The sequence below is a fragment of the Cedecea neteri genome (assembly GCF_000758305.1).
GTDB lineage: Bacteria > Pseudomonadota > Gammaproteobacteria > Enterobacterales > Enterobacteriaceae > Cedecea > Cedecea neteri_C.
On sequence record NZ_CP009458.1, the window covers coordinates 2,802,017 to 2,821,979 of the forward strand.

Sequence of the window (19,963 nt, forward strand, 5' to 3'; positions counted from 1 at the left end):
CAACTTTGTGCAACCTTGTTAAATCGAAGCCGATGAAGGGCTCGCAAAAAAGGTGATTTGTTACCAGTAAGATAAGAAATTCGTCTGACAGGGTAGTAAGCGGAACGCTAGATTTATTGATGAAGTTAACACTTTTAAACGGTGCAACCGCTAAAAGTGTGAGTAAGTGCAACCTGGTGAAAAATGCTTACCTAAGGCAGATGCAAACGATGTAAATGCCGTGTTAAATCGTTTGTGAAAAATAAAGGGTTCCGGCAGGATGCATTCCCCATTACATCACGATAACAACACAGCGCCTCGTTCCGGCGCGAAGCAGCCTGGTCAGAGAGAGCAGGCGTAATAGCTATGGAGAAGTCTGAATGACAATTAGCACACCGATGCTGGTGACCTTCCTCGTTTATATCTTTGGCATGATTCTCATCGGCTTTATCGCCTGGCGTTCAACCCGCAGCTTTGACGACTATATTCTTGGCGGCCGCAGTCTCGGGAGCGTGGTGACCGCGCTGTCGGCTGGCGCCTCGGATATGAGCGGCTGGCTGTTAATGGGGTTGCCAGGCGCAATCTTCATCTCCGGCATTTCAGAAAGCTGGATCGCCATCGGCCTGACCCTGGGGGCATGGATCAACTGGAAATTAGTGGCGGGGCGCCTGCGCGTTCACACTGAAGTGAACAACAATGCGCTGACGCTGCCGGATTACTTTACCGGGCGCTTTGAAGACTCCAGCCGCCTGCTGCGTATTATCTCGGCGCTGGTGATCCTGCTGTTCTTCACCATATATTGTGCATCCGGCATTGTGGCCGGGGCGCGCCTGTTTGAAAGCACCTTTGGCATGAGCTACGAAACGGCGCTGTGGGCCGGGGCGGCGGCGACAATCCTCTACACCTTCGTGGGGGGATTCCTGGCGGTGAGCTGGACGGATACCGTGCAGGCCAGCCTGATGATCTTTGCCCTGATTCTGACGCCGGTAATGGTGATCATTGCCGTCGGCGGCCTCGATGATTCCCTGATGGTGATCAAGCAGAAGAGCATCGAAAACGTCGATATGCTGAAAGGGCTGAACTTTGTCGCTATCGTTTCGCTGATGGGCTGGGGCCTGGGCTACTTCGGCCAGCCGCATATTCTGGCGCGCTTTATGGCGGCGGATTCACACCACACCATCGTAAACGCACGCCGCATCAGTATGACCTGGATGATCCTCTGCCTGGCGGGCGCCTGTGCGGTGGGTTTCTTCGGGATTGCCTACTTTAACAACAACCCTGAGCAGGCCGGGGCGGTGACGCAAAACGGCGAGCGGGTGTTTATCGAACTGGCGCAAATTCTGTTCAACCCGTGGATTGCCGGGATACTGCTCTCCGCGATTCTGGCGGCGGTGATGTCCACGCTGAGCTGCCAGCTGCTGGTGTGCTCCAGCGCGATTACCGAAGATCTGTACAAAGCTTTCCTGCGTAAAGGGGCGAGCCAGAAAGAGCTGGTGTGGGTAGGGCGCATGATGGTGCTGGTGGTGGCGCTGGTTGCGATTGCCCTGGCCGCTAACCCGGAAAACCGCGTGCTTGGCCTGGTCAGCTATGCCTGGGCCGGTTTTGGCGCAGCGTTTGGCCCGGTGGTGTTGTTCTCGGTGATGTGGTCACGTATGACCCGCAACGGGGCGCTGGTGGGGATGATTGTCGGGGCGGCAACCGTGCTGGTCTGGAAACAGTTTGGCTGGCTGGGGCTGTACGAAATCATTCCAGGTTTCGCTTTCGCCAGCCTTGCGATAGTGGCGGTGAGCCTGCTGGGCAAAGCACCTTCAGCCTCCATGCAGAAGCGCTTCGCCGAAGCCGATGCGGTTTATCACACCGCGCCGCCGAGCAAGCTGCAGCCTGAGTAGCAGGCAATGTTTTACAGGGGCCGGTTAATCCGGCCCTTTTTACATCTGGTCATAAATATGTAATCCCCGTCTCTTGTTTTTCTTTTCGGCGCTAATGATAATCACAATCGTTATGGTTTACTTTTCTTTACGTCAATTGACTTGTATTCACATCTGAGGTGTCAGGCATGTTTGTTCCGTTTCTCATCATGTTACGCGAAGGGCTGGAGGCAGCGCTCATCGTCAGCCTGATTGCCAGCTACCTGAAGCGTACCCAGCGCGGCCAGTGGATAGCCGTGATGTGGATTGGCGTTTTTGCCGCCGCTGCACTTTGCCTGGGCCTCGGTATCTTTATCAATGAAACCACCGGCGAGTTCCCGCAGAAAGAGCAGGAGCTGTTTGAGGGGATCGTGGCGGTGATCGCCGTGTTTATTCTGACCTGGATGGTGTTCTGGATGCGTAAAGTGTCCCGCAACGTCAAGGTGCAGCTGGAGCAGGCGGTGGATAACGCGCTGCACAGCAAAGGCAACCACGGCTGGGCGCTGATCATGATGGTCTTTTTCGCCGTCGCGCGCGAAGGCCTGGAGTCGGTGTTCTTCCTGCTGGCAGCTTTCCAACAGGACGTTGGCATTTGGCCACCGCTAGGGGCGATGCTCGGCCTGGCCACCGCCATCGTTTTAGGCTTCCTTATTTACTGGGGCGGAATTCGCCTCAACCTGGGGGCATTCTTTAAATGGACCAGTCTGTTTATTCTGCTGGTCGCCGCAGGCCTTGCCGCCGGCGCCGTGCGCGCATTCCACGAAGCCGGGCTGTGGAACCACTTCCAGGATATAGCGTTTGATATGAGCAACACGCTCTCCACCCACTCGCTTACCGGCACCTTACTTGAGGGGATTTTTGGCTATCAGGAAACCCCAACCGTGAGCGAAGTGGCGATGTACTTCATCTATCTGATTCCGGCGCTGGTGCTGTTCTTTATGCCGCCGCGCGTGAACAACCAGGCGACCAATACGGCTCGTTAATTGATTTCCGGCGGGCCGACCCGCCGTTCAGTGATAACTACTCATTGCTTAATAGGGATAGGTCATGACCAAACATTTTCGTCTGAAGGCACTGCACGTTGCGCTGCTCGCGCTTGTCTCTTCCACGTTTGCCGCGCAGGCAGCGGACATTCCCCAGGTAAAAGTCACCGTCACGGATAAACAGTGTGAGCCGATGAATGTGACCGTGAACGCCGGGAAAACCCAGTTCATTATCCAGAATAACAGCCAGAAAGCGCTGGAGTGGGAGATCCTGAAAGGGGTGATGGTGGTGGAAGAGCGTGAGAACATCGCGCCGGGCTTCTCCCAGAAACTGACCGCCAACCTGCAGCCGGGTGAATACGACATGACCTGCGGCCTGCTGACCAACCCGAAAGGCAAGCTGGTGGTGAAAGCGACCGGCAAACAGGAAGCGCCTAAATCCGATCTGCTGGCCCTGACCGGCCCAATCACCGAATACAAAGCTTATGTGACCGCTGAAGTTGCTGAGCTGGTGAAAGGCACCAAAGCCTTTACCGATGCGGTGAAAGCCGGCGATTTAGAGAAAGCCAAAGCCCTGTATGCGCCAACCCGCCAGCATTATGAGCGTATTGAGCCGATCGCCGAGCTGTTCTCTGACCTCGACAGCAGCATCGATGCCCGTGAAGACGATTTCGAGAAAAAAGCGGATGACCCGAAATTCACCGGCTTCCACCGCCTGGAGAAGATCCTGTTTGGCGACAACACCACCAAAGACGCCGCGCAGTTTGCCGACAAGCTGAACGCCGACGTGCTGGATCTGCAGACTCGCGTTTCCGAGCTGGCCTTCCCGCCGAGCAAAGTGGTTGGTGGCGCAGCTGGCCTGATTGAAGAAGTCGCGGCGACCAAAATCAGCGGGGAAGAAGATCGCTACAGCCACACTGACCTGTGGGACTTCCAGGCGAACGTCGACGGCGCACAGAAAATTGTTGACCTGCTGCGTCCTCAGTTGACCAAAGAGAACCCGGCTCTGCTGGCGAAAGTGGATGCCAACTTCAAGAAAGTTGACGCCATTCTGGCGAAGTACCGCACCAAAGACGGGTTTGAAACCTACGACAAGCTGACGGATAACGATCGTAAGGCGCTGAAAGGGCCAATTACCACGCTTGCGGAAGATTTGTCTCAGCTGCGTGGCGTGATGGGCCTGGACTAAGCATCATGAGCAATAAGGATAACACCGGCGCGCACCAACCGGCGCGCCGCCAGCTGCTGAAAACACTGGGCGCCCTTGGGGGCGCTTTTGCCGTGGGCGGCGGCTGCCCGATGGCGGCCCATGCGGCGAATCCGGCCTCTTCGCCGGGCACGCTGCCGCCGGATGGTCGTCTTGAAAGCCAGCCGCTGTATGGCGAACACCAGGCCGGGATTCTGACACCTCAGCAGGCTGCCATGATGCTGGTGGCGTTTGACGTGCTGGCCAGTGACAAAGCTGACCTTGAACGTCTGTTCCGCCTGCTGACTTCTCGCTTTGATTTCCTGACCAGCGGCGGTCCGGCGCCGGATACGCCAAATCCACGATTGCCGCCGATGGACTCCGGTATTCTTGGGGCGGAAATCTACCCGGATAACCTGACGATCACGGTTTCCGCCGGCAGCTCGCTGTTTGACGAGCGTTTTGGCCTGCAAAAGCAGATGCCGAAAAAGCTACAGGCAATGACCAGCTTCCCGAATGATTCGCTGGATGCCAGCCTGTGCCACGGCGATTTGCTGCTGCAGATTTGCGCCAACACCAACGACACGGTGATCCATGCGCTGCGCGATATTATTAAGCACACGCCAGATCTCCTCAGCGTGCGCTGGAAGCGGGAAGGGTTCATTTCCAACCATGCGGCGCGCAGCCGGGGGAAAGAGACGCCGATTAACCTGCTGGGCTTCAAAGACGGCACGGCTAACCCGGACAGCCATGATAAGCCGCTAATGGACGACGTGGTGTGGGTGACGAAGCAGCAGCAGGAGCCGGCCTGGGCTACCGGTGGCAGCTATCAGGCCGTGCGCATTATTCAGTTCCACGTCGAGTCCTGGGACCGCACGCCGCTGAAAGAGCAGCAGACTATTTTCGGGCGTGACAAGCACAGCGGGGCGCCGCTGGGCATGAAAAATGAGCATGATGTGCCGGACTACGCCGCCGACCCTGACGGTGATGTGATCGCGCTGGATGCCCACATTCGCCTGGCAAACCCAAGGACGAAAGAGACGCAATCGGGGCTGATTATGCGGCGGGGTTACAGCTATTCGCTGGGCGCCACCAAGTCCGGCCAGCTCGACATGGGGCTGCTGTTCGTCTGCTACCAGCATGACCTTGAGAAAGGCTTCCTTGCGGTGCAGGGCAGGCTGAACGGCGAGGCGTTGGAAGAGTACGTGAAGCCGATTGGCGGCGGGTATTTCTTCGCGCTGCCGGGCGTGCCGGATAAGCAACATTATCTGGGGCAGGGGCTGATAGAGGCGATATAAGCTGGAACCGCGCTTGGCTTTATGTCGGTACGCGCTATAACTGCAACGTCGCGGCTGGTTTTTACCCTCACCCTAACCCTCTCCCTGGAAGGGAGGGGGGATAAATGAAGCAGTCTTAAGCTGTTTTCCCCCTCTCCCCGTTGGGGAGAGGGCCGGGGTGAGGGGAAGATTTGGGGTATGATAAATACCTCATCGAATAGTAAACGAAAACTACCTGGCCCTGATGCCCCTCATTTTTCATTTGCTAACAATTCATCGGCCGGATTATTTATCACAATTCCCTATGACTATCCCGCTGATATATTTCTGTAATATTGATGTGCGAAAAGGGTACACAGCAGCGGATTGCGATTAAACGTTACTTAAACGTAAAATTTATGTTGCGTTTTGGGTGATGTTTGTTGTACTTAAAGCATGAGCGGTAGTTCCCTGCTGTGACGTTTAATCACTACGGAGATCGCGAATGGTTGGGTCCTGTACTGGACGGTTACTTAAACACTTTACCCGCACTACCCAGCGCGGAGGCCTCTCCTCCGGCTTCGCTATCTTCGCCGCTAAATTTCCCCATTCAGAGTCAAATCAGCGTCCTAACGGTGCGTCAGGCAACGTTTCGCGTTCGCTTAGCGCACCCTCTCAACCGGCAGTTAATGGCTTACAAGGAAGCCAAACCTCATCCGTTAGTGGCCATAATCGCGCTTGTTCAGACGGCGCGGGAAATGAAACCAACTGTAAGGTGCCATCCATGGGAAGACAGAAAGCTGTGATCAAAGCTCGTCGCGAAGCAAAACGTGTGCTGAGACGGGATTCACGTAGCCACCGGCAGCGTGAAGAGGAATCGGTCACCACGCTTGTGCAGATGAGCGGCGTAGAATCTATAGGCATGGCGCGCGACAGCCGCGACCATTCACCTATCGAAGCGCGTAATGAAGCTCAGGCGCATTATCTTAATGCCATCGAGAAAAAGCAGCTGATATTTGCTACCGGCGAAGCCGGCTGTGGCAAGACGTTTATCAGCGCGGCGAAAGCCGCTGAGGCCCTGATACATAAGGATGTCGACAGGATTATCGTTACCCGTCCGGTGCTGCAGGCCGATGAAGATCTCGGCTTCCTTCCCGGTGATATCTCAGAAAAGTTCGCCCCGTATTTCCGCCCGGTGTACGATATCCTGGTGCGACGTTTAGGGTCGTCTTTTATGCAGTATTGCCTGCGGCCTGAAATTGGTAAGGTTGAGATTGCGCCGTTCGCCTATATGCGCGGACGCACTTTTGAAAATGCCGTGGTTATTCTGGATGAGGCACAGAATGTCACCGCAGCGCAAATGAAGATGTTCCTGACCCGCCTCGGGGAAAACGTGACGGTTATCGTCAATGGCGATATCACGCAGTGCGATTTACCTGCGGGCGTACCGTCCGGTTTAAGCGACGCGCTGAGCCGTTTTGAAGAGGATGACATGGTCGGTGTTGTTCGTTTTGGTAAACAGGATTGTGTGCGCTCGGCCCTCTGCCAGCGCACCTTGAACGCCTACGACTGACGGTCTTCAACGATTTAGACAAAAGCCCAAACTTCGGTTTGGGCTTTTTTATTTGCGCGAATTATTTGGCCAAACTGTGAAGGGGGTCATAACACCAGGTCAAGGAGAGACAATTTATGAGACCTGGGAATTATCTCTCTCTCGAAACCATGCCGTATACTTTCCTCAAGCAGAGACAATAGTCTCTCTCCACAAACCCGCTTTGGAACAGCAACAATACGCCACGGAAGTCCGTTACAGCGTATTGAGACTTGAGGAACAACTTATGCAAAAGAAAAAAATTTACCTGTTCTGCTCCGCTGGGATGTCAACCTCGCTGTTAGTGACCAAAATGCGAGCGCAGGCCGAAAAGTATGAAGTTCCGGTAGAAATTGAAGCTTTCTCTGAGTCTTTGGCCAGCGAGAAAGGGAAACATGCGGACCTGGTATTACTCGGGCCACAAATTGCCTACATGCAGGCAGATATCAAGAAATTGTTGCCCACCAAGCCTGTAGAAGTTATCGATTCTGCTCTGTACGGTAAAGTCGATGGGCTGGGTGTGTTGAAAGCGGCTGTGGCAGCAATTAAGAAAGCAGCGGCCGAGAGTTAATTTTTTATTCTTGTTTTGTTTAATTTTCCGTCAAAGAGCGACTTACACCTACAGCCGTAAGTAATTACGGCTTTCAAGGATATTTATAATATGAGTAAAGTCATTGATTCACTTGAGAAGGTTCTCCTGCCTTTTGCTGTAAAAATAGGAAAGCAGCCTCACGTTAATGCCATTAAAAATGGTTTTATTAAATTAATGCCATTAACCCTAACCGGGGCAATGTTTGTTCTGATCAACAACGTATTTCTGAGCTTCGGCGCAGGATCATTCTTCTACTCGTTAGGCATCCGTTTAGACCCCGAGACCATTGAAACCCTGAATGGGTTTAAAGCTATCGGCGGCAATGTGTACAACGGTACGTTGGGCATAATGTCGCTGATGGCGCCTTTTTTCATTGGCATGGCATTGGCTGAAGAAAGAAAGGTCGATCCTTTGGCAGCGGGCTTATTATCCGTCGCAGCCTTTATGACCGTGACGCCATACAGCGTGGGCGAAGCCTATGCCGTGGGTGCTAACTGGTTAGGCGGTCAGAACATTATTTCCGGTATGATTATCGGTCTGGTTGTCGCGGAATTGTTCACCTTCGTGGTTCGCCGGAACTGGGTTATCACCCTGCCTGATAGCGTACCAGCCTCGGTGTCCCGTTCGTTCTCGGCGTTAATTCCAGGCTTCCTGATTCTGTCTATCTTCGGGATCATCTCCTGGGCGCTGTCTCACTACGGCAGCAACTTCCACCAGATCATCATGGACTCCATTTCGACTCCGCTGGCGTCAATGGGTAGCGTGGTTGGCTGGGCATACGTGATTTTCAACTCTCTGCTGTGGTTCTTCGGTGTTCACGGTTCTCTGGCGCTTACCGCTCTGGATAACGGCATCATGACCCCATGGGCGCTGGAAAACGTCGCGCTGTACCAGCAGTACGGTTCTGTAGAAGCCGCTATCGAAGCGGGCAAACAGTTCCACTTCTGGGCGAAACCAATGCTCGACTCCTACATCCTGCTGGGGGGTTCTGGTGCGACGCTGGGTCTGATTATCGCTATCTTCATCGCCTCTCGCCGCGCCGATCACCGTCAGGTGGCTAAGCTGGCGCTGCCGTCAGGCATCTTCCAGATTAACGAACCGATTCTGTTTGGTCTGCCGATCATCATGAACCCGGTGATGTTCATCCCGTTCGTAGCTGTACAGCCGATTCTGGCCGCAATCACCCTGATTGCTTACTCCATGGGCATTATCCCGCCGGTCACCAACCTGGCACCGTGGACCATGCCTACCGGCCTGGGCGCCTTCTTCAACAGTAACGGCAGCGTCGCTGCTCTGCTGGTGGCGCTGTTCAACCTGGGTGTTGCAACGCTGGTGTACATGCCGTTCGTTATCCTGTCCAACAAGGCACAGGCGGTTATTGAAGAAGAAGAAAGCGAAGAAGATATCGCTAACGCACTGAAATTCTAAGTTCAGCCGGGGGAGGGAATGCCTCCCCCGTTTTCAGAATCCGGGGAGCACTCTTATGTTTGATTTAGATAACGTTGTTGAAACTGAAGTAGAAGTGGACGATCTCGAAGAAGTGGTGATGGGCTTAATCATCAACTCTGGTCAGGCCCGTAGCCTGGCTTACGGCGCGCTGAAAAAGGCCAAGCTGGGTGACTTCGCCGGGGCCAAAGAGATGATGGACCAGTCTCGTACCGCGCTGAACGAAGCACACCTGGTGCAGACTAAGCTGATTGAAGGCGACCAGGGCGAAGGCAAAACTAAAGTGAGCCTGGTGCTGGTACACGCGCAGGATCACCTGATGACTTCGATGCTGGCTCGTGAGCTGGTCACCGAGTTGATTGAATTACATGAGAAAATGGACAAGTAGCAGGTCAGTATATGCAGCCAGAGATAGACAATATGGAAATTAACATTGTTCGTGAAAGCCAGCTGTTTAACGGCAAGTGTTTCCATGCGTTTATCTACACCAAAGAAGAGAGCGTGAGCGGGCTGCACCAGCATGACTACTACGAATTCACTATCGTGTTAACCGGGCGCTACTATCAGGAAATTAACGGTAAGCGCGTGTTGATGGAACGAGGCGATTTTGTCTTTATTCCGGTCGGTTCCCATCATCAGAGTTTCTACGAGTTTGGCGCGACCCGGTTATTTAACGTGGGCATCAGTCAGCAGTTTTTTGAACAGCATTATATGCCGCTGCTGCCGTCCCATCTGGTGGCTTCACAGGTTTACCAGATCAAGGATGAATTCCTGGCGTTTATGGAGTCGGTGATTGCCTCGTTTAATTTCCGCGAAGGGGAGTTTAACGAGTTCCTCGAAATGGTGAGCTTTTATGTTGTCAATCGACTACGCCATTATCGAGAGTCGGAAAATCAGGATGATATTCCATTGTGGTTAAAATCCACCGTTGAAGGGATGCACGACAAAATGCGTTTTGGTGATAAAGCCTTATTAAACATGGTTGCGCTTTCGGGTAAGTCGCAGGAATATTTAACGCGCGCCACTCAGCGTTATTATGGCAAAACGCCGATGCAGATTATTAATGAAATCCGCATTAATTTTGCCAAGAAACAGCTGGAGATTACTAACTCGTCGGTGACCGATATTGCCTTCGAGTCTGGCTACAGTAGCCCCAGTATGTTTATTAAGAACTTTAAGAAGGTCACCTCTTTTACGCCCAATAGCTATCGGAAAAAATTGTACAGCATTAATTAATTTGCTGGTTAACGACCACGGTCAATATTGCGTTTTTATTAACTTATTCAATTTTCTAAATACGGCGCGTGGCGCTGTACGGGAGCCTATATGACTAAGAAATTAAAAGTTGTCACTATCGGTGGCGGCAGCAGCTATACCCCAGAATTACTTGAAGGTTTTATTAAGCGCTACCATGAATTACCGATTACCGAACTTTGGCTGGTGGATGTCGAAGCCGGTAAAGAAAAGCAGGATATTATTTTCAATCTTTGCCAGCGCATGATTGAGCATGCCGGCGTGCCGATGACGGTACATAAGAGCCTCGATCGCCGTGAAGCGCTGAAAGACGCGGACTTCGTGACCACTCAGCTGCGTGTGGGCCAGTTGAAAGCACGTGAGCTGGATGAACGTATCCCGCTGAGTCACGGCTATCTTGGCCAGGAAACCAACGGCGCGGGCGGTCTGTTCAAAGGGCTGCGTACCATTCCAGTCATTTTCGACATCATCAAAGACGTGCAGGAAATCTGCCCGGATGCCTGGGTTATCAACTTCACTAACCCGGCCGGTATGGTGACCGAGGCGGTATTCCGCCACACCAACTTCAAAAAATTCATCGGCGTGTGCAACATTCCTGTTGGCATGAAGATGTTTATTACCGACGTACTGAAACTGACGCCGGAAGATGATCTGGGCATCGATCTCTTCGGTCTGAACCACATGGTGTTCATCAAAGATGTGCTGGTGAACGGCGAATCCCGCTTTGCTGAACTGCTGGACGGCGTAGCCAGCGGTAAACTGAGCGCGAACTCGGTGAAAAACATCTTCGATATGCCGTTCAGCGAAGGGCTGATTCGTTCCCTGAACCTGCTGCCGTGCTCTTATCTGCTGTACTACTTCAAGCAGAAAGAAATGCTTGCCATTGAAATGGGCGAGTTCTACAAAGGCGGTGCGCGCGCTTCCGTGGTGCAGAAGGTCGAAAAACAGCTGTTCGAACTGTATAAAGATCCTAACCTGGACGTGAAACCGAAAGAGCTGGAGCTGCGCGGCGGGGCTTATTACTCTGACGCCGCATGCGAAGTGATCAGCGCTATCTACAATGATAAGCAGACCGAGCACTACGTGAACATCCCGCACCATGGCCACGTGGACAATATCCCGGCGGACTGGGCTATCGAGACGACCAGTATCATTGGCCGTGACGGCGCAAGGCCACACCCGCGCGTGACTCACTTCGACGAGAAAGTGATGGGGCTGATTCATACCATCAAAGGGTTTGAAGTGGCGGCGAGCCAGGCGGCACTGAGCGGTGAGTTCAACGACGTGCTGCTGGCGCTGAACCTGAGCCCGCTAATCCACTCTGACAAGGATGCGGAAGTGATTGCCAAAGAGATGTTGCTTGCCCATAAAGCCCATCTGCCAAACTTTGCGAAAGCTATCGAAAAACTGGCTTAATGTCTTGCCCTCCCCGGACGGGGAGGGCCACTCAAGAGGGATGCTATGGATCGCTTACTGATTATCAATGCCGATGACTTTGGCCTGAGTAAGGCGCAAAACTACGGCATTATCGAAGCGTTTCACCACGGCGTGGTGACTTCAACCACCGCGATGGTTAACGCAGAAGCCATTAAACACGCCGCCGGGCTGTGTGCTCGTTACCCTGGACTGGGGGTTGGCATGCACTTTGTGCTGACACTGGGGCAGCCGCTGAGCGACATGCCGGTTCTGACTCGCGAAACGGGCACGCTGGGCAAGTGGATTTGGGAAATGGCGGAGCAGGGGCAGCTGGACCTGGACGAGATCAAGCGCGAGCTTGAAAGCCAGTATCAGCGCTTTATCGAGATTTTTGGTATTGAGCCGACCCATCTCGATAGTCACCATCACGTACACATGATCCCGGAAATTTTTCCCATCGTTGCGGCGTTTGCCAGCGAGAAAGGGATCCCGCTGCGTGTCGATCGTGATGCCGCAACCCGGGACAACATCTCATTGGCTGGCGTGAGAAGTACGCAAGGATTTAGCAGTGAGTTTTACGGTGACGCTATTTCTGAAAGCCTGTTGCTGGAGTGCGTGGATGCCTCGGCGCAGCGAGAGGAAGCCTCGCTGGAGGTAATGTGCCACCCGTCGTTTGTGGATAACACAATCCTGAAAAGCAACTACTGCTACCCGCGTCTGGCGGAGATGGAAGTGCTGACCTCCGCCGCGCTGAAGTATGCTATCGCCGAAAGAGGCTACCGGTTAGGCACTTTCCGCGACCTCTAACCCTTATTCGTGCTTCGGTCCATTGTCGGTAAGGTGTATTATAATTACATCTTATCGACAATCATTGGCCGGACGCTTGACCGGTCGACCAGGTACAGTCATGTCCGGAAAACGTATCCAGCGCGAAAAGCAAACCATCGCTAAAATGCTCACTTTGTACGAGCGCAAAAACCCTGCTGCCAGCCCCGATCCAGACCACTACTTACGGCTATATGACTACGCTGCCAAAAGGCTGGATCGCTGCGCTTTTGGCGAAGAAAAACCTGCCTGCAAGCAATGCCCCATCCACTGCTATCAGCCCGCAAAACGTGAAGAAATGAAGCAGGTGATGCGCTGGAGTGGTCCCCGAATGCTGTTCCACCATCCGATTCTGACCGTGCTTCATTTGATGGACGATCGCCGGCTGGTTCCGCCTCTGCCTGAGAAATATCAGCGTAAGAAATAGCTTTGGATCGTGTGCAACATGCGAAAAAAAAGCCCGCATTTGCATGCGAGCTCTTCTTTAAATATGGCGGTGAGGGAGGGATATCACTCGCGCCGTCCATGGCGCTCGCCCTGCGGGTTGCCGAAGGCAATGCAAAACGGCTGTCCTGCCGTTTAGTGATTCGCAAGCTCACCCCTTCGGGGCAGCGTTATCACAAGTGATGCCGCTGTCCAACCTGCAGAAGCAGGTTGGCGAACCCTGTCGAGGGTTCTCATCCACTCCCTGAGTGTGCAACATGCGAAAAAAAAGCCCGCATTTGCATGCGAGCTCTTCTTTAAATATGGCGGTGAGGGAGGGATTCGAACCCTCGATACGTTGCCGTATACACACTTTCCAGGCGTGCTCCTTCAGCCACTCGGACACCTCACCATATTGTTTTGCTGCACACCTTAGGTGGGCAACGGGGCGCTACTATAGGGAGTCAGCCCTCTTCGGTCAAGCCTAATTTATGGATTATGCCGCGTTCGGTTAAGGTGTGAGCGGTTGAGGTGGTTTTAAGGCAAATTCGTCGAAAAAAGCTCCCGTCCGACTAATCCCTGTGGGCGGGAGAGGGTCAATCATCGTGCTAACTGGCGTTGCCTCCAAGCGATTGCCAGAGCGTAATGCGGTTCTCCAGTTCCGTTTGTTGCAGTGAAATAAGCGACTGGCTCGCGCTCCACAGCGTGCGCTGCGCCGTTAAGGCCGTCAGATAATCACCGATGCCTGCCTGGTAGCGCTTCATCGCCAGATCAAACGTTTGCTGCTCGGCTACCACATATTGACGCTGGGCATCCAGCTCTTCGTTTAACGTCGAGCGACGAACTAAAGCATCCGAAACGTCTTTAAACGCGCTCTGAATAGTTTTTTCGTAACTCGCGATCAGCCCCTTTTTCTCTGCTTCGGCATAGCGCAGTTGCGACAGATTGCTACCGCCGGTAAACAGCGGCAGCGAGATCGACGGTGAAAATGACCAGACCTGCATCCCGTGGTTAAACAACGAGGAAAGCGAGTCGCTACCCACCCCCGCGCTGGCAGTTAACGAGATTGAGGGAAAGAAGCTGGCCCTGGCCGCACCGATGTTGGCGTAGGCGACCTTCAGATTGTGCTCGGCTTCCTGGATATCCGGCCTCGCAAGCAGTACAGAGGATGAAACTCCCGCGGGCACTAACGTGATTGTGTTTTCATGCAGGCTTTCCAGCGTCCCGGGCAGTAATGACTGTGGCACGCTGCTGCCCGCCAGCAGATTGATGGCGTTCTTATCCTGCATGACCAGCGTTTGATAATTGGCCACGCTGGCTCGCGCCTGCTGGTAAACGCTGAGGGCTGATGAAACATCCGTTGCGGCCGCAGTACCAACCTGCTGTTGTTTTTGCACTATCTTCAGCGAGGCTTCCGCACTGGACATCGTTTGCTGCGCCAGCTCAAGATTGCTGTTATCGGCCGCTAATGTGATCCACGCTGTCGTTAGTTCGGCCACCAGCGTCAGGCGAGTATTTTGCGCGGTAAACTCGCTGGCAAGCCAGGTTTCTCTGGCCGCGCGGGAAAGGCTTTGGTTACGGCCAAACAAATCAAGCTCAAAGCTGGTCACCGCGCCGTCGGCCTGAGCACTGGAGGTCAGCCCGCTTTCTGTAGTGCGGCTGCGAGTGGAGCTTAACTCCGCGTTGAGCGTGGGAAACAGTGACGCACGCTGCACGCCGTATTGGGCTCTGGCGGCTTCAATATCGGCAATCGCTTTTTGTACATCACGATTGCTGTTCAGCCCCATGCCCACCACCTGTTGCAGGCGAGTATCTTTAACCACCTGCTGCCAGTGGCCTACTACCGCGCGCGATTCACCCTGCGTACCCGGCAACGTAGCGGGAATAGGTGCCGCAGGGCGCTCATAATCAGGATCCAGCGAAACGCAGCCGGTGCTGAACAGCGTCAGCAGGATAATGGAAAGACGAATCATGGTTTACCCCTTCGCACGACGTTGACCGGCAAACAAGCGTTTCACCAGGACAAAGAAGAGAGGAACAAAGAAAATCGCGAGCAGGGTAGCGGTCAGCGTGCCGCCCACAATACCTGTCCCGATGGCGATACGACTGTTTGCGCCCGCCCCGGTGGCAACCGCCAGCGGGGTGACCCCGGCGACAAACGCCAGAGACGTCATGATAATGGGGCGCAGGCGCGTTTGCGCCGCATGCAGAGCAGCATGACTTAGCGAGTAACCTTCATTTACAGCAGCTTCGGCGTATTCCACAATCAAAATGGCGTTTTTAGACGACAACCCAATCGTGGTCAGCAGCGCGACCTGGAAATAAATGTCGTTACTTAAGTCACGCATCCACGCGGCAAGCGCGGCGCCAAGCAGCCCTAAAGGAATCACCAGAATCACCGACAGTGGCACGGACCAGCTTTCATAGAGAGCGGCCAGGCATAAAAACACGACGAGAATAGAGACCGCATAGAGGCTGAGCGCCTGGCCGCTGGCCAATTTTTCCTGCAGGGAAAGCCCGCTCCATGCCCAACTTGTGCCTTCCGGCAGGCTATTTGCCAGCGCCTCCATTTTTTCCATTGCTGTGCCGGAACTGTATCCGGCGGCGTTTTCCCCCTGAATTTCAAAGGCAACTGAGCCGTTGTAGCGTACCAGGTTTTCGGGGCCATACTGCCAGCGAGTGGTGGCGAACGCGGAGAAAGGCGTCATGCTTTGGTTTTCACTGCGCACGAACCATTTTCCGAGGTCGGAAGGTGCCGCCCGGGTATCGCTTTCGCCCTGGATATAGACCTTTTTCACGCGGCCACGGTCGATAAAATCGTTCACATAAGTCCCGCCCCAGGCGCTGGAGAGCGTGGAGGAAACCTCGCTGAGTGAAAGTCCTAATGAAACGGCTTTATTACTGTCGATATCCACCTGGAGCTGCGGCATTTGCGGCAGATCGTTGGCACGGACGGCCTGCAGGCCCGGGTCCTGATTCGCTTTGCCAATAAGCTGGTTACGCAGGGCAAACAGCGCGTCACGGTCGGTTCCGCCATTGGCAAGCAGCTCAAAGGTAAAACCGTTGCTCCTGCCCAGCCCGTCGACGGACGGCGGGATCATGGCAAACAGCGAGGCATCGCGCAGCGTATTGAGCTCTTTCGTGGCCCGCAGGGCGATAGCCTGGGCTGTATTCTCTTCCCCTTCACGTTCTGACCAGTTTTTGAGCGACACAAAAGCCATGCCGGTGTTTTGTCCGTTGCCGCTGAAGCTAAAACCATCGACGGTGAAAATGACGTTGGTATTGGCCTTTTCTTTGGTCAGGAACCAGTCGGTGACGGTGCGGTTGATTTCCGCCGTGCGCACGGCAGTGGCGCCTGGAGGTAAGGTCCACTGCACCATGATCTGCCCCTGATCCTCGACAGGCAGGAAGCTCCCCGGCAGTTTCCACATGACCAGGCCCATCGCACCGCAGATGGCAATGTAAGCCAGCATTACGGTGGCGTAATGACGGAGAGTGTCTATTACGCGGCGTTTATAGCCACGCTCGGTGGTGCGGTACAGGCGGTTAAAACCGCCGAAAAACCCGCGTTTATGGGATGTAGTGTGTTGCAGAATTCTGCCGCAAAGCGCTGGCGTTAGCGTCAGGGCAACCACCACCGACAGGACCATGGCGGAGATAATGGTGACTGAGAACTGGCGATAAATAACCCCCGTTGAGCCGCCAAAAAACGCCATCGGCAGAAAGACCGCAGACAGCACTAAGGCGATGGCTATCAGGGCACCGGAGATTTCCCCCATGGATTTTTCTGTGGCTTCGCGCGCCGGAAGCCCTTCGTCGCGCATGATACGTTCCACGTTTTCCACCACCACAATGGCGTCGTCCACCAGCAGACCGATGGCCAGTACCATGGCAAACAGCGTCAGTGTGTTAATGGAATAGCCGAACAGGGCCAGCACGCCAAAAGTCCCCAGCAGTACGACCGGTACTGCCAGCGCGGGAATCAGCGTGGCACGCACGTTCTGCAAGAAGAGATACATCACGAAGACCACCAGCAGAATGGCTTCAAACAGCGTTTGGATCACATCCTCAATGGAGATTTTGATGAATTCGGTGCTGTCTTTGGGGAAGGCAATTTTGTAGCCCTTCGGCATGCTGCGCTCGAACTCGGCGATTTTCTCTTTCACTCGCGTGGTGGTGTCCAGCGCGTTCGCGCCGGGCGCAAGCATCACGGCAATCCCTGCTGCCGGATGGCCGTTCAGTTTTGCGATGGAGGTATAATCCTCGCTGCCCATTTCAACCCGGGCCACGTCGGCAATACGAATAGTTGCCCCGTTAGCCTGGCTCTTCACGATGATATTCTGGAACTGCTCTACGGTTTGTAGCCGCGACTGCGCGCGAACCGTCGCGGTGAGCTGCTGAGCATCTGAGGCGGGAAGGGCGCCAATTTTACCGGCGGAAACCTGAATGTTTTGCGCTTCTATCGCCGTTTGAATATCCGAAGGCATCAGCGCGTAAGACGCCAGTTTGGCCGGATCCATCCAGATACGCATCGCATATTCTGCGCCGAAGACCTGCAGGCTGCCGACACCGGTCAGGCGGGCCATTGGGTCCTGAACGTTGCTGACCAGCCAGTCGGCGATATCAGAGCTATTGGCTTTATCCTGCTCATCATAGACACCCATGATCATCAGGAAGCTGCTTTGGGATTTCACCACCGTCACGCCAGACTGCTGCACTTCGCTTGGCAGGCGAGATTCGGCCTGCTGAACTTTGTTTTGTACCTGAACCTGCGCAGTATCGGGATCGGTGCCTTGTTCAAAGGTCACGGTAATGCTGACGGAGCCGTCAGAGCTGCTGGTGGAGCTGAAATAGAGCAAGTTATCCAGCCCGGTCAGTTGCTGCTCAATGACCTGAGTCACACTGTTTTCCAGCGTTTCGGCCGAAGCACCGGTGTAGGTGGCTGAGATTTTTATGGCGGGAGGCGCCACATCGGGATACTGGGCGACGGGCAGGGTGCGAATCGCAAGCACCCCGGCCAGCATAATAAGAATCGCAATGACCCAGGCAAAAACCGGGCGACGAACGAAGAAGGTGGAGAACATCAGGCTTTACCTCCTTCTTTGGCTATTTCAACGGGGGTAACCTGCTGCCCGGCGCTGATTTTCCCGGTACCTTCAACGATCAGGCGGTCGCCGTTGCTCAGGCCACTGAGCACCAGCCATTTATCGCCATAGGTTGCGCCGGTTTCCAGTGTCCGCTGCTCAACTTTGTTTTCAGCATTAACAACCAGCGCGGTGGCATTGCCTTTCGCATCGCGGGTAATGCCCTGCTGCGGGGCAAGAATGGCATCACGCATGATGCCTTCATCCACCCGGGCGCGAACAAACATGCCTGGCAGAAGCTGCTGCTGAGGATTGGCGAAAACGGCCCGCAGGGTGACAGAACCGGTTGATTCGTCGACAGCCACCTCCGTCAGCGCGAGGCGCCCTTTTTGTGCATAAGTGCTGCCATCCTCCAGCAGCAAAGAGACGCTGAGCGTGTCGGCGTTTGTCGCCAGCGTTTGCTTGCGCAGGCGCAGTAAATCTACGCTGGAGCGGGTAAGGTCCACATAAATCGTGCCTAACCCGCGAACGGTGGCCAGGGCGCTTTCCTGCTCGGCCGAAACTAGCGCGCCCGGCGTAACGGAGGATATCCCGATTCGCCCGGCGATAGGCGAAGTGACCGTTGTCCAGTTGAGGTTGATGCGCGCACTTTCCAGCGTGGCTTTTTTCGATTCCACGCTGGCCTTGTCCTGATTGCAGGTGGACTGCGCATCGTCGGCATCCTGCCGGGAGACACCGTTTTCTTTCACTAATTGCCCATAGCGGTGGGCTTTCTGGCAATCGGCAACGACCAGCGCCTGCGCCTGTTTTAGTGACGCGGCGGCTTCGTTGTAAGTGGCCTGAAAGCTGGCTGGGTCAATCTGGTAAAGCGGCTGGCCAGCTTTAACGTTATCCCCTTCATTAAATAACCGCTTCTGGATAATACCGGTGACCTGAGGGCGAACTTCTGCGCTCATTGCGGCCGCGGTTCGCCCGGTAAGTTCGCTAATAACAGAAACAGGCTGGCTGGCTAATGTCGTGATCCCCACTTCCGGGAGGGGAAGTGTCGGTGCCGATATATCTTCATTATTACATCCGCTCAGGAGAAATAATGTGACTACAGATGTTTGAATATATTTCATCTCTTTTCTCAGGGTGAAGGATGTCCGCCTCGCTATTGCGCAAGGTATAAAGTTTCAGGCACTCGTCTCTCTCCGAATATTCGGAAAGAATAAAAATAGGGGAGGTGTTATTCCCCTGGTGTTGGTTTAAATAAAACTAGTTAATGCCAATCAGCATATTAATGATTTCGCGATACACTTTTTCCATGGCCTGGGGTTCTACTTTCTGCGACGTCAGGCGGCGATAAATCGTGCCCTCCATCATCACAGCCGTGACTTCAACGCTGCAGCGCACGCGCTCTTCGGTTAAATGAGGGTGATCTTTTTTAAGGTGTAAACAAGCGGTTTTGAAAATACGTTCATCAGCCTCGGCAAGCCAGGCGGCTACCTGCGGGTTACGCGTGGCTTCGGCCGAGATTTCCAGCATTAATGTGTCATCTTCTTCGTTGAGGCTAATTCGGCTGGCGAGAAGATTAGGAATAATATCTGTCGGGCTTTTATCCGACATGTCGGCCATACGTTTATCGATAATACGGTGAATAATGGCTTCAATAATGGCGTCTTTATTGCTGAAGTAGCGATAAATTTGCCCGACGCTTAACTGTGCCTCTGTGGCAATTTGCGACATGCTGGCTGCGTGAAAACCGCTGCTGGTAAAGCAGCGCCTGGCGGCGGCAATAATGTCGTTTTGGCGGGCTTTGTGCCGGGCTTCAAGCTTGCTGCTCATTGCTGACTCCGTCTTTTAATTTTTGAGAATGATCGTTCTCATTTTTGTTAATTATACGTCGCAATAGAATGTTGGAAAGATTTTTTTTAGTTTGTTTATAACTGACTGTTTTTAATTGAGGTAATTTTTGTGGCGCAGTGAGAAGGGCGAAATTAAGGGTATTTAACCTTTATCATAATAAGGGTTATTGGCAA

17 protein-coding genes and 1 tRNA gene are annotated in these 19,963 nt (G+C 53.9%); 13 read left to right on the forward strand and 5 right to left on the reverse strand.

The annotated features are described in order from the left end of the window. The first annotated feature begins 359 nt into the window (after window positions 1–359). The 13 genes from putP to LH23_RS23975 all read left to right on the forward strand — a co-directional run bounded on the left by putP (window position 360) and on the right by LH23_RS23975 (window position 13,062). Window positions 360–1,868 carry a sodium/proline symporter PutP gene (gene putP, locus LH23_RS13075; protein ID WP_039291714.1) on the forward strand — a complete coding sequence of 503 codons (1,509 nt, stop codon included), beginning with the start codon at window positions 360–362 and terminating at the stop codon, window positions 1,866–1,868. A gap of 167 nt (window positions 1,869–2,035) precedes the next feature. Continuing rightward, the gene (gene efeU / locus LH23_RS13080) at window positions 2,036–2,869 is read left to right on the forward strand and encodes an iron uptake transporter permease EfeU (RefSeq protein WP_008455644.1); all 834 of its coding nucleotides are present in this window, start codon (window positions 2,036–2,038) and stop codon (window positions 2,867–2,869) included. Window positions 2,870–2,933: 64 nt separating this feature from the next. Further along, window positions 2,934–4,058, forward strand: coding sequence for an iron uptake system protein EfeO (gene efeO, locus LH23_RS13085; protein ID WP_039291717.1), 1,125 nt, complete (start codon window positions 2,934–2,936; stop codon window positions 4,056–4,058). 5 nt (window positions 4,059–4,063) lie between these two features. Next, entirely contained in the window at window positions 4,064–5,353 is a 1,290-nt protein-coding gene (gene efeB, locus LH23_RS13090; protein WP_039291720.1) for an iron uptake transporter deferrochelatase/peroxidase subunit, read from the forward strand. A 742-nt stretch (window positions 5,354–6,095) separates the two neighbouring features. Continuing rightward, complete coding sequence (gene phoH, locus LH23_RS13095; RefSeq protein WP_039291723.1) at window positions 6,096–6,884, forward strand: phosphate starvation-inducible protein PhoH; 789 nt, start codon at window positions 6,096–6,098, stop codon at window positions 6,882–6,884. 265 nt (window positions 6,885–7,149) lie between these two features. After that, the gene (locus tag LH23_RS13100; protein ID WP_008455640.1) at window positions 7,150–7,473 is read left to right on the forward strand and encodes a PTS sugar transporter subunit IIB; all 324 of its coding nucleotides are present in this window, start codon (window positions 7,150–7,152) and stop codon (window positions 7,471–7,473) included. A gap of 90 nt (window positions 7,474–7,563) precedes the next feature. After that, window positions 7,564–8,922: a PTS N,N'-diacetylchitobiose transporter subunit IIC gene (gene chbC, locus LH23_RS13105; RefSeq protein WP_008455639.1), complete on the forward strand. Its 1,359-nt coding sequence runs from the start codon at window positions 7,564–7,566 to the stop codon at window positions 8,920–8,922. Window positions 8,923–8,977: 55 nt separating this feature from the next. Then, a complete protein-coding gene (gene chbA / locus LH23_RS13110) occupies window positions 8,978–9,328 on the forward strand; it encodes a PTS N,N'-diacetylchitobiose transporter subunit IIA (protein WP_039291725.1) in 351 nt (116 codons plus the stop codon). Between the two features lie 11 nt (window positions 9,329–9,339). Then, window positions 9,340–10,176 (forward strand): transcriptional regulator ChbR, encoded by an 837-nt coding sequence (chbR, locus tag LH23_RS13115; protein WP_034808027.1) that lies wholly within the window; start codon window positions 9,340–9,342, stop codon window positions 10,174–10,176. Between the two features lie 90 nt (window positions 10,177–10,266). Then, complete coding sequence (locus LH23_RS13120) at window positions 10,267–11,610, forward strand: 6-phospho-beta-glucosidase (protein ID WP_039291727.1); 1,344 nt, start codon at window positions 10,267–10,269, stop codon at window positions 11,608–11,610. A gap of 45 nt (window positions 11,611–11,655) precedes the next feature. Continuing rightward, complete coding sequence (gene chbG / locus LH23_RS13125) at window positions 11,656–12,417, forward strand: chitin disaccharide deacetylase (protein WP_039291730.1); 762 nt, start codon at window positions 11,656–11,658, stop codon at window positions 12,415–12,417. A 100-nt stretch (window positions 12,418–12,517) separates the two neighbouring features. Beyond that, the gene (locus LH23_RS13130; protein WP_039291733.1) at window positions 12,518–12,862 is read left to right on the forward strand and encodes a nitrous oxide-stimulated promoter family protein; all 345 of its coding nucleotides are present in this window, start codon (window positions 12,518–12,520) and stop codon (window positions 12,860–12,862) included. A 2-nt stretch (window positions 12,863–12,864) separates the two neighbouring features. Next, entirely contained in the window at window positions 12,865–13,062 is a 198-nt protein-coding gene (locus LH23_RS23975; protein ID WP_156108034.1) for a hypothetical protein, read from the forward strand. Between the two features lie 120 nt (window positions 13,063–13,182). Here LH23_RS23975 and LH23_RS13135 read toward each other — a convergent pair. From LH23_RS13135 to LH23_RS13155, 5 genes are all read right to left on the reverse strand, one after another. Continuing rightward, window positions 13,183–13,270, reverse strand: a tRNA-Ser gene (locus LH23_RS13135). 196 nt (window positions 13,271–13,466) lie between these two features. Further along, complete coding sequence (locus LH23_RS13140; protein WP_039291735.1) at window positions 13,467–14,831, reverse strand: efflux transporter outer membrane subunit; 1,365 nt, start codon at window positions 14,829–14,831, stop codon at window positions 13,467–13,469. A 3-nt stretch (window positions 14,832–14,834) separates the two neighbouring features. Then, a complete protein-coding gene (locus tag LH23_RS13145; RefSeq protein WP_039291736.1) occupies window positions 14,835–17,942 on the reverse strand; it encodes an efflux RND transporter permease subunit in 3,108 nt (1,035 codons plus the stop codon). After that, window positions 17,942–19,063, reverse strand: a complete 1,122-nt coding sequence (locus LH23_RS13150; protein ID WP_071842722.1) for an efflux RND transporter periplasmic adaptor subunit — start codon at window positions 19,061–19,063, stop codon at window positions 17,942–17,944. The genes LH23_RS13145 and LH23_RS13150 overlap by 1 nt, the downstream gene beginning before the upstream one ends. A 136-nt stretch (window positions 19,064–19,199) precedes the next feature. After that, a complete protein-coding gene (locus LH23_RS13155; RefSeq protein WP_039291737.1) occupies window positions 19,200–19,769 on the reverse strand; it encodes a TetR/AcrR family transcriptional regulator in 570 nt (189 codons plus the stop codon). Window positions 19,770–19,963: the final 194 nt, after the last annotated feature.